We start from the raw sequence: 11,297 nt of genomic DNA, 5'->3' as shown, positions 1-11,297 counted from the left end.
AGGCTTGAACGAAGTGGTTAGTGCAACTGAATGTGAGGGAGTACTTTGTTTCCTCTGGTCGTCTTATTGCAACCAAATATATTTTACATATCCCAAATTTCTACATCTTCTTCTGCGCAGTCGAAAGCATCAGTTTGATGCGGTTCAGCTGGTTTACTTCGCTTGCTCCCGGATCATAATCGATTGCAACGATGTTGGATTCCGGATGACGGCGGCGCAGTTCTTTAATAACACCTTTTCCGACTACGTGGTTTGGCAGACAGGCGAAAGGCTGTGTGCAGACAATGTTTGGTGCACCGCTGTGGATCAGCTCCAGCATTTCTCCGGTAAGGAACCATCCTTCACCGGTCTGGTTTCCAAGAGAAACAATTTCTTTTGCCATCGAAGCCAGGCGTTCAATATGTGATGGTGGATCGAAGCGTTTACTTGCTTTTAATGCATCAACGGCAGGCTTGCGGAACCATTCCAGAGCCTTGATTCCGAGATTACCCATGCGAGCGGTTGATTTCTTCATGCCGAGATGTTCTGCTTTAAAGTTTGTATTGTAGAAGCAGTAGAGCAGGAAGTCGGTCAGATCCGGAACCACGGCTTCGGCACCTTCCTGTTCAAGAAGATCTACCAGGTAGTTATTGGCAGCTGGAAGGAATTTAACAAGGATTTCTCCGACAACTCCGACACGTGGCTTTTTGACATCTTTTAATGGAAGAGAATCAAAATCTTCTACGATCTGGCGGCAGAGACGCTTAAACTCGTGTCTGCTTGGATAACCTTTCTTGATAAATTCGATAACTGTCTTTTCCCATTTCTTATGCATGGTATTGGCGGAGCCTGGAACAGCTTCATATGGGCGGACACGGTACAGGCAGCGCATGAAGAGATCACCAAATATCAGACCATACACACCTTTCAGTACAAGTGGAAGGGTGATCTTGAATCCAGGATTGCTTTCAAGCCCGCTTAAGTTGATTGAAATAACAGGGATATGTCCGTAACCGGCTTTTTTAAGAGCACGGCGGATAAATCCGATATAGTTGGAAGCACGGCATCCGCCACCGGTCTGCGAAATAATGACAGCCAGGTGGTCGGTGTCATATTTGCCGGAAAGGATAGCCTCCATGATCTGTCCAACTACCATCAGAGACGGGTAGCAGGCATCATTGTTTACATATTTAAGGCCCATGTTAACTGCATGCTTGTTATCATTTTTCAGTACTTCCAGTTTGTAGCCTGCTTCCTGGAAGGCTGGCTCAATCAGTGAAAAGTGGATCGGTGACATCTGTGGACACAAAATGGTATAGGTTGCCTTCATTTCCTGTGTAAAAGGAATTTTTTCGATATTTGCCGGACGAATGGTGCGCTCCATATGCTTCTGCTCGCGGACGCGGATGGCGGCGAGAAGAGAACGGATACGGATACGTGCAGCACCCAGGTTATTAACCTCATCAATCTTAAGAGAGGTATAAATCTTGTCGGAACCGGTCAGAATATCTGCAACAGCATCGGTTGTTACGGCATCAAGACCGCATCCGAAAGAGTTCAGCTGGATCAGATCCAGATCATCTCTTGTCTTTACAAAATTGGCTGCTGCGTACAGTCGGGAATGATACATCCACTGATCCATAACAATCAGCGGACGTTCTACCGGATTCAGATGGGAGATAGAATCTTCCGTCAGAACGGCAAGTCCGTAGGAGGTGATCATCTCCGGGATACCGTGGTTGACCTCCGGATCGTAATGGTATGGACGACCGGCAAGTACAATGCCGCGGGTTCCTGTCTTTTCCATGTAAGCGAGTGTTTCTTCACCTTTTTTGCGGATGTCCTGACGGCATGCAGCAAGTTCTTCCCATGCAGCATGAGCGGCATTTTTGATTTCTTCTGCTGGAAGATTCTTTGCAGAAGTAAATTCACGGACCAGTCCGTCTGTGATTGTCTTTTCGCTTGTGAGGGCGAGGAATGGATTCATGAAATCTACTTCACCGTGTACGATCGGATCCATATTGTTCTTGATGTTCTCCGCGTATGAGGTGACGATCGGGCAGTTATAATGATTGTCGGCATCGGCAAATTCACCACGTTCGTATGGTATACAAGGGTAGAAGATAAAGTCTGCACCCTGGTTGATCAGCCACTGTACATGTCCGTGCGCCAGCTTTGCCGGATAACACTCGGATTCGCTCGGAATAGATTCAATACCAAGTTCATAAATCTTATGTGTAGAAGCAGGAGAGAGTAACACATGATATCCCAGTTTTGTGAAGAAAGTAAACCAGAACGGATAGTTCTCATACATGTTGAGAACTCTTGGAATACCAACCGTTCCACGTTTTGCTTCGGATGGATCTAATGGCGTGTAACCAAAATAACGTTCATTTTTATAAGCGAAAAGGTTTGGCACATCACTCTTTGCTTTCTCTTTTCCAAGACCGCGCTCACAACGGTTTCCGGAAATAAAACGACGTCCGCCACTGAATTTGTTGATGGTCAGACGACAGTTGTTGGTACAGCCGTTACATTTTGCCATTGAGGTTGTATAGGTAAGTTCATTGATTTCATCAATGGAAAGCATGGTTGTATTTTTACATTCTTTGAAACCATAGCGTTCTCTTGCAATCAGTGCAGCCCCAAAAGCACCCATGATTCCTGCAATATCCGGACGGATTGCCTGGCATCCGGCGATGGTCTCAAAGCTTCTGAGTACGGCATCATTGTAGAATGTACCACCCTGTACAACAATTTTTTTACCAAGCTCAGATGCATCGGATACCTTGATAACCTTGAAAAGAGCATTTTTGATAACCGAATAAGCAAGTCCGGCTGAAATATCGGATACTTCAGCACCTTCTTTTTGCGCCTGTTTTACCTTTGAGTTCATAAATACGGTACAACGGGTACCGAGGTCAATCGGATGTTTCGCAAAAAGTGCTTCATGTGCAAAATCCTCTACGGTGTAGTTCAGGGATTTGGCAAAAGTCTCGATAAAGGAACCGCATCCGGAAGAACATGCTTCGTTGAGCTGTACGCTGTCTACAGTCTGATTCTTGATCTTGATACATTTCATATCCTGACCACCGATATCGAGGATACAGTCTACATCCGGTTCGAAGAAAGAAGCGGCGTAATAGTGAGATACGGTTTCAACTTCGCCTTCATCCAGAAGAAGTGCGGCTTTAATGAGCGCTTCTCCGTAACCGGTTGAGCAGGAGTGAACGATCTGTACGCCTTCCGGAAGCTGGCTGTAAATATCCTTGATCGCACCGATGGTCGTACCAAGAGGATCACCGTCATTGCCATGGTAGAAGGAGTACAAAAGAGTACCGTCTTCTCCGACCAGAGCGGCTTTCGTGGTGGTAGAACCGGCATCGATTCCAAGGTAGGCATTACCACGGTAGCTGGCAAGATCACCAACCGGCACCTGATGCTTTGCATGGCGGTTCTTAAATTCATTGTAATCTGCTTCACTGGAAAAGAGTGGCTGCATACGCTCAACTTCAAAGTCCATTTCAATATGGGCATCCAGCTTTTTCTGCATCTCACCAAGAGAGGTGACTACATCTTTTTTAGAGTTCAGCGCAGAGCCGACGGCTGCAAAAAGATGGGAATACTTTGGTGCGATAATGTGTTCGTCATCCAGCTTGAGAGTACGGATAAACGCTTCTCTCAGTTCAGAGAGGAAATGAAGCGGTCCACCGAGGAAAGCAACATGTCCGCGGATTGGTTTTCCGCAGGCAAGGCCACTGATGGTTTGGTTGACGACTGCCTGGAAAATAGAAGCAGACAGGTCTTCTTTGGTAGCACCGTCATTGATCAGCGGCTGGATATCTGTCTTGGCAAATACGCCGCAGCGGGCTGCAATCGTATAAAGTGCTTTGTAATTTTTGGCATATTCGTTCAGACCGGTTGCATCTGTCTGGAGAAGGGACGCCATCTGGTCGATGAAAGATCCGGTACCTCCGGCGCAGATTCCGTTCATACGCTGCTCAATATTTCCATTTTCAAAATAGATGATCTTGGCATCTTCGCCGCCCAGCTCGATCGCCACATCGGTCTGTGGTGCATAATCCTGAAGAGCGGTGGAAACGGCAACAACCTCCTGGACAAAAGGTACGCCAAGATGCTTTGCCAGAGTAAGACCACCTGATCCGGTAATCATTGGAGATACCTTGATCTGACCGAGCTTGTAGATAGCACGACCAAGCAGATCAGAAAGGGTTTCCTGAATATTGGCGAAGTGACGCTCGTAATCAGAAAACAGAACATCATTATTACTGTCCAGAACTGCGATTTTAACAGTTGTAGAACCGATGTCAATCCCCAGGGTATGTAATTCTGTCTGATTCATGATTTAACTACTCCTTATTACAATTAAAAAATTTGTCTGTGTTATTACCTATTAAATGTAGTTCGCAGAGAACTACAGTATCTTACATTATACGACAGAACCAACGAAAATACAAACAGAAGTTGTGTATGGCATTGTAGAAAAAAGTGCCTGGAAGTGAACAAAAGATGTAAATTATGTGAAAAGAGAGTAAAGAGGTGGAATGGAATTGACAAAGTAAAAAGCAGACGATAAAATAACATACGTGGAAGGAGATTTTGAATGAAGAACTGGTTAGATAAAATGGAGCGCAGGTTCGGGCGCTATGCAATTAGAAATCTTACGATGTATCTGCTTGCAGGCTATGCGATCGGATATCTTTTGAGTTTTACGATGCCACAGCTTCTTACCTATTTTACACTGGAACCGGCACTGATTTTGAAAGGGCAGGTGTGGCGACTTCTAAGCTGGGTGATCATCCCGCCGAATGACAATATTATTTTTGTTATCTTTATGATGCTGTTATACTATTCCCTTGGTAATACGCTGGAAAGCTACTGGGGGGCATTTCGTTACAATGTTTACATTTTTTCAGGAATATTATTTACAGTTATTGGAGCTTTTATTGTGAATGGACTGATCGGAGGCATTACCGGATTTGGAAGCCTTTACAGTACTTACTATATCAATATGTCCATTTTCCTTGCATGTGCATCCATCATGCCGGATTATCAGCTTTTGCTTTACGGCATTATCCCGATCAAGATGAAGTGGCTTGCAATTCTGGATGTGGTTCTGCTTGCGGTAGACGCAGTGCAGGGCGGTCTGATCATACGGATCGTGATCATCGCATCCCTTTTGAATTTTATTATTTTCTTTTTCTGCAACCGGAATCTGCGTGGACACAGTCCGAAACAGGCTGCCCGCAGAAAGAAATTCCAGAAGCAGATAAGCCGTCCGCAGAATCAGTATGCAGGCGGTGCAAAGCACAGATGTGCAGTGTGCGGTCGTACTGAACTTGACGATCCGACACTGGAGTTCCGTTATTGTTCAAAGTGTAACGGGAATTATGAATATTGCCAGGACCATCTTTTCACACACGAACATGTGAAGTAGAGTTCTAACATAGAATCAAATTGAATAATAAGAGGAGGAAACAATGAAAAAAACCAAGATTGTTTGTACAATGGGACCAAACACCAACGACAGAGAAATGATGAGAAAGCTGATCCAGAATGGAATGAATGTGGCACGTTTCAATTTCTCACATGGTGATCATGAAGAACAGAAGTTCAGAATGGATATGCTCAAAGAGCTTCGTGAAGAAGAACATGCAAACACTGCAATCCTTCTGGATACAAAGGGACCGGAAATTCGTACAGGAATCCTGAAAGACGGAAAGAAGATTACTTTAAAAGAAGGAGAAACCTTCACTCTGACAACAGAAGATATCGTAGGAGATAATAAGAGAGTATCTATCACATATAAGGGACTGGTACAGGATATTTATAAAGGCTGTACTATTCTGATCGACGATGGCCTGATCGGACTTCGTGTAGAGAGCAAGACAGAGACAGAGATTGTCTGTTCTGTAGTAAATGGTGGAGAACTTGGCGAAAGAAAAGGTGTTAACGTACCGAACGTAGCCATTCGTCTTCCGGCTATTACAGAAAAAGATAAGGATGATATCCGTTTCGGTGTAGAGCAGGATATTGACTTTATCGCAGCATCATTTGTAAGAAATGCAGAGTGTGTACTTGAGATTAAGGCATACTTAAAAGAACTCGGCGCTCCGTATATTCCAATCATTGCAAAGGTAGAGAACGCAGAAGGCATTGAGAATATTGATGAGATCATCCGTGCGGCTGATGGTATCATGGTGGCGCGTGGAGATCTTGGTGTAGAGATTCCGGCAGAGGAAGTGCCGCATCTCCAGAAAATGATCATCCAGAAATGTAATGACAACTTTAAGACTGTTATTACTGCAACACAGATGCTGGATTCTATGATGCGTAATCCGCGTCCGACAAGAGCAGAAGTGACGGACGTTGCCAATGCGGTATACGACGGAACAGATGCAGTTATGCTTTCCGGAGAGACAGCACAGGGAAAATACCCTCTGGAAGCACTCCAGATGATGGTTCATATTGTAGAGACGACAGAGGGACATCTGGACTATGATTCCATTCTTGTTAAAGCCGGAGATCATCTGAAGTCAGGTGTGTCCAGTGCAATAGGATATGCTTCTGTACTTGCGGCAGCGAACCTGAATGCAAGATGCATCATCACTCCATCTGTATCCGGTGCAACAACAAGGGTTGTATCCAACCTTCGTCCGAGACAGGAAATCCTTGGAATTACACCGAACGAACGTACCCTTCGCCGGATGTCGATCTACTGGGGCGTAAGAGGATTGAAGTCTCTGGAATTCCATACAACAGATGATATCTGCAGTGGGGCAATTGATCTTGCACAGGCAAAGAAATGCGTGGACAGTGGAGATATTGTTGTCCTGACAGCTGGTATTCCTTCACCGAGCGTACAGCGTGAAAAGGGTTCTGTAAGTAATATGATGCGTATTGCAACCATCGACTAGACGAAAGAGAGATGAACAGAATGAAAAAAGAACCATTCGTAACAAAGACACAGTTAGATGAAATCGTAAAAGAATATCCGACTCCGTTTCATCTTTATGATGAAAAAGGGATTCGTGAAAATGTAAAAGCACTCAAAGAAGCATTTGCATGGAACAAAGGATATAAAGAATATTTTGCAGTAAAGGCAACTCCAAACCCATATATCCTCAATATTTTAAAAGAATATGGATGCGGATGTGACTGCTCTTCCTATACAGAGCTTTTAATGTCTGAGTCTGTCGGACAGGTTGGAGAAAATATTATGTTTTCTTCCAATGATACACCGGCAGAGGAATTTGCACTTGCTGATAAGCTCGGCGCGATCATCAACCTGGACGATATCACACACATTGATTTTCTGGAAAAGACAATCGGAAAGATTCCGGAGACGATCAGTTGCCGTTATAATCCGGGTGGACTTTTCAAAATTTCCAACAGCATTATGGATAATCCGGGAGATGCCAAATACGGTATGACAACTGAACAGATTTTTGAGGCATTCAAGATCCTGAAGTCCAAAGGCGCAAAAGAGTTCGGTATCCATGCATTCCTTGCAAGTAATACTGTAACTAATGAATATTATCCGACACTTGCACGTACTTTGTTTGAAGTAGCAGTTAAGCTTCAGAAGGAGACCGGTGTACATATCAAGTTCATCAACCTTTCCGGTGGTGTGGGAATCCCTTACAAACCGGATCAGGAACCGAACGATATCAAGGTGATCGGTGAAGGTGTAAGAAAAGTGTACGAAGAGGTTCTTGTTCCGGCTGGAATGGGCGATGTGGCGATTTACACAGAGCTTGGCCGTTTTATGCTTGGACCTTATGGATGCCTTGTGACAAAAGCAATCCATGAAAAGCATACGCACAAAGAGTACATCGGTGTAGATGCATGTGCCGCAAACCTGATGCGTCCGGCTATGTATGGCGCCTACCATCACATCACTGTCGTGGGAAAAGAAAATGAACCATGCGATCATACTTACGATGTGACTGGTTCTCTGTGCGAGAATAATGATAAATTTGCAATCGACCGTCAGCTTCCGAAGATTGACATGGGAGATCTGCTTGTGATCCATGATACCGGAGCACATGGATTCTCTATGGGATATAATTACAACGGACGTCTTCGTTCCGCAGAAGTTCTTCTGAAAGAGGACGGAGGTACACAGCTGATCCGCAGAGCAGAGACTCCGATGGATTACTTTGCAACTTTCGACTGCTTCCCGGTTTATGAGGAACTTAAGAAGAATACGGAAGAAGCGGATAAGCTTGGAAAATAATTTCAAATAGTTTATTTTGAAAAAATACTTGCGAACCGAAGATAAGTATGATATGATTATTTTCGGTTCGTGATTAAAAAACATGAATTTTATGCCGGCATGTCGGAATGGCAGACGAGGCAGACTCAAAATCTGTTGCGGGTGACCGCGTGCGGGTTCAAGTCCCGCTGCCGGCAGTTGATAATTAACTGGAATTGAATAAAAGATATGAGAAGTACATTGCGATGATTCGTGATGTATTTTTTCGTATATACACAATTATTGTGGCACATTTCGTGTATCTGTAATTTTAATGAGGATCTTTTTTACCCCTTCATGTATTGAAAATATCAAAAAAAAATGTCATAATGAGATGTTGTATATTTGAACGAATAGATAGAAAAGATAGAAGTAAGTGATGAGACTTACAGAGAGGCAGTTGATTATGAGCAAAATCGTATTGATAGACGGACACAGTATTCTGAACAGGGCGTTTTTCGGACTTCCGGATCTGACAAATGCGGAAGGACTCCATACGAATGCAATATATGGATTCTTAAATATTATGTTCAAGATCCTGGAGGAGGAAAAGCCGGAGTATCTGACCGTTGCATTTGATGTGCATGCGCCGACTTTCCGCCATAAGATGTTTGAGGCGTATAAGGGGACGAGAAAGCCGATGGCAGAAGAACTCAGACAGCAGGTACCGTTGATGAAGGAAGTTCTGCATGCTATGGGAATCCGGACGATCGAGCAGGAAGGGCTGGAGGCAGATGACCTTCTTGGAACGCTGTCCAAAAGATGCGAGCGAATGGGGATGGAAGTGGTCATTATTTCCGGAGACAGAGATCTTCTCCAGCTTGCTACAGACCATGTTGAGATCCGGATTCCGAAGACAAAACGGACCGGAACTGAGATCGAGAATTATTATGCAGTGGACGTAAAAGAAAAATACCAGGTGACACCGACAGAATTTATCGATGTGAAAGCATTGATGGGAGATACTTCAGATAATATCCCAGGGGTGCCGGGAGTCGGAGAAAAGACGGCGACCAAGATTATTGTAGAATACGGATCTATTGAAAATGCCTACAAGCATGCATCCGAACTGAAGCCGCCGAGAGCATCGAAAAATCTGGTGGAATACTGGGATCAGGCACAAATGAGTAAGGTGCTGGCGACAATCGATGTAGACGCGGATTTTGCTTATGAACTAGAAGAGGCGAAGCTTGGAAATCTTTATACAGAGGAAGCTTATGTCTATTTCCAGAGACTGCAGTTCAAGAATCTGCTGAATCGTTTTGATGTGCAGAGTGAGAATTCGATTGAAGATGCATTTGTGATCGCTGTGGGAAAAGAAGAAATTCAGAAAATCTTTGCGGAGGCAGAAAAAGCGCAGACAGTGGGAGTCGTTCTTTACAAAGACACCAGAAATGTACTTCCGCTGTTTGCAGGAAATGCTGAGATAGGTGGAATTGGAATTTCGTTTGGAAAAGAGAAGATCTACTGTATTCCGGCAGGAAATGGATACAGCATGGAGGAACTTTTGGAGGCACTTGTACATGTGGCAAAGCATGCCGGACGGTTTGTGGTGTTTGATCTGAAGTCATCCCTGCCTTATCTGAAAGGATTAGAAGGAGCAGCAGAGGAGAAGTGCTTTGACAGTATTGTGGCAGCTTACCTCCTGAATCCGTTGAAAAATGATTATGGATTTGAAGATGTGGCACAGGAGCATCTTGGATTGATGATCGATCCGAAGACAGAACTGGAAAAAATGGTCTGTTATGAAGCCTATGCTGCATTTGCGTCATCGGAAGTTTTGGAAGAAAAGCTGAAAAAAGAGGAAATGTGGAAGCTTTTTACAGAAATAGAGATGCCGCTTGTATTTACTCTGCTCCACATGGAGCAGAATGGGGTGCGTGTAGAAGCAGAAGAACTGAAAAGCTATGGAGAACAGCTTGGCGGAAAAATCGTACAGTTGGAAAAGGAAATTTATGAGCTTGCCGGGGAAGAATTTAATATCAATTCACCAAAGCAGCTGGGCGTGGTCCTTTTTGAACATCTGTCCCTCCCAAATGGAAAGAAGACGAAAACAGGATATTCGACGGCAGCAGACGTACTGGATAAGCTGGCACCGGATTATCCGATCGTGGCAAAAATCCTGGAATATCGTCAGCTTGCCAAGCTGAAATCGACTTATGCAGATGGGCTTGCCGTGTTTATTCATGAAGATGATCACCGGATCCATGGAAAATTCAATCAGACAGTCACAGCGACCGGACGTATCAGCAGTACAGAGCCAAACCTGCAGAATATCCCGGCGAGGGTAGAACTTGGACGGCTGATCCGTAAAGTATTTGTGCCGGAAGAGGGATATGTGTTTGTAGATGCTGATTATTCGCAGATAGAACTGCGTGTGCTGGCACATTGCTCCGGAGATGCAGCACTGATCGAAGCATACCGGGAGGCAAAGGACATTCACCGGATCACAGCTTCTCAGGTGTTTCATACTCCGTTTGATGAAGTGACCGATCTGCAGAGGCGAAATGCAAAAGCAGTCAACTTTGGTATTGTTTATGGGATCAGTTCTTTTGGACTGAGCCAGGATTTAAGTATTACGAGAAAAGAAGCGGCCGAATATATTGACCGTTATTTTGAAACCTATCCGGGCATCAAGAAATTTTTGGATGATGCAGTTGCTCATGCAAAAGAACAGGGATATGTTGTGACCTTATTTGGCAGAAGAAGACCGGTTCCGGAGCTGTCTTCCAGCAATTTTATGCAGAGACAATTCGGGGAACGTGTGGCAATGAATTCTCCGATCCAGGGAACGGCTGCAGATATCATGAAAATCGCAATGATCGCTGTGGACAAAGAGCTTCGCATGAGAAACATGAAATCCAGGCTGGTTCTGCAGGTACACGACGAACTTCTGATCGAGACATGGAAGGAAGAGGAAGAGGAAGTGCGGGAGATTCTGAAAGAAGGCATGATGCATGCGGCAGATCTTTCCGTTCCGCTTGAAATTGACATGCATAGTGGAAAAAACTGGTATGAGGCAAAATAGAAGGAAACAGAT

General features: G+C 44.4%; 5 protein-coding genes and 1 tRNA gene. 5 read left to right on the top strand and 1 reads right to left on the bottom strand.

The window, feature by feature from the left end; genetic code table 11:
- Positions 1–100 precede the first annotated feature (100 nt).
- Entirely contained in the window at positions 101–4,342 is a 4,242-nt protein-coding gene (locus tag PGY05_RS01050; RefSeq protein ID WP_270475166.1) for a 2-hydroxyacyl-CoA dehydratase, read from the bottom strand.
- 261 nt (positions 4,343–4,603) lie between these two features.
- Between PGY05_RS01050 and PGY05_RS01045 the strand changes: the two genes are divergently transcribed.
- The 5 genes from PGY05_RS01045 (at position 4,604) to polA (ending at position 11,285) form a co-directional block, all read left to right on the top strand.
- The gene (locus PGY05_RS01045) at positions 4,604–5,437 is read left to right on the top strand and encodes a membrane protein (protein ID WP_008372258.1); all 834 of its coding nucleotides are present in this window, start codon (positions 4,604–4,606) and stop codon (positions 5,435–5,437) included.
- Positions 5,438–5,480: 43 nt separating this feature from the next.
- Positions 5,481–6,917: a pyruvate kinase gene (pyk, locus tag PGY05_RS01040; protein ID WP_270475165.1), complete on the top strand. Its 1,437-nt coding sequence runs from the start codon at positions 5,481–5,483 to the stop codon at positions 6,915–6,917.
- A gap of 20 nt (positions 6,918–6,937) precedes the next feature.
- A complete protein-coding gene (locus tag PGY05_RS01035; protein ID WP_117823898.1) occupies positions 6,938–8,239 on the top strand; it encodes a diaminopimelate decarboxylase in 1,302 nt (433 codons plus the stop codon).
- A 93-nt stretch (positions 8,240–8,332) separates the two neighbouring features.
- Positions 8,333–8,415 (top strand) — tRNA-Leu (locus tag PGY05_RS01030).
- A gap of 245 nt (positions 8,416–8,660) precedes the next feature.
- On the top strand, positions 8,661–11,285 hold the full coding sequence (gene polA, locus PGY05_RS01025) for a DNA polymerase I (protein WP_270475291.1): 2,625 nt from the start codon (positions 8,661–8,663) through the stop codon (positions 11,283–11,285).
- Positions 11,286–11,297 lie beyond the last annotated feature (12 nt).

It is taken from the genome of Coprococcus sp. AF51-11b1 (assembly GCF_027682785.1).
GTDB lineage: Bacteria > Bacillota > Clostridia > Lachnospirales > Lachnospiraceae > Allocoprococcus > Allocoprococcus comes.
The sequence above is the reverse complement of the archived record's forward strand: the minus strand, read 5'-3'. Positions and strand labels throughout refer to the sequence as shown.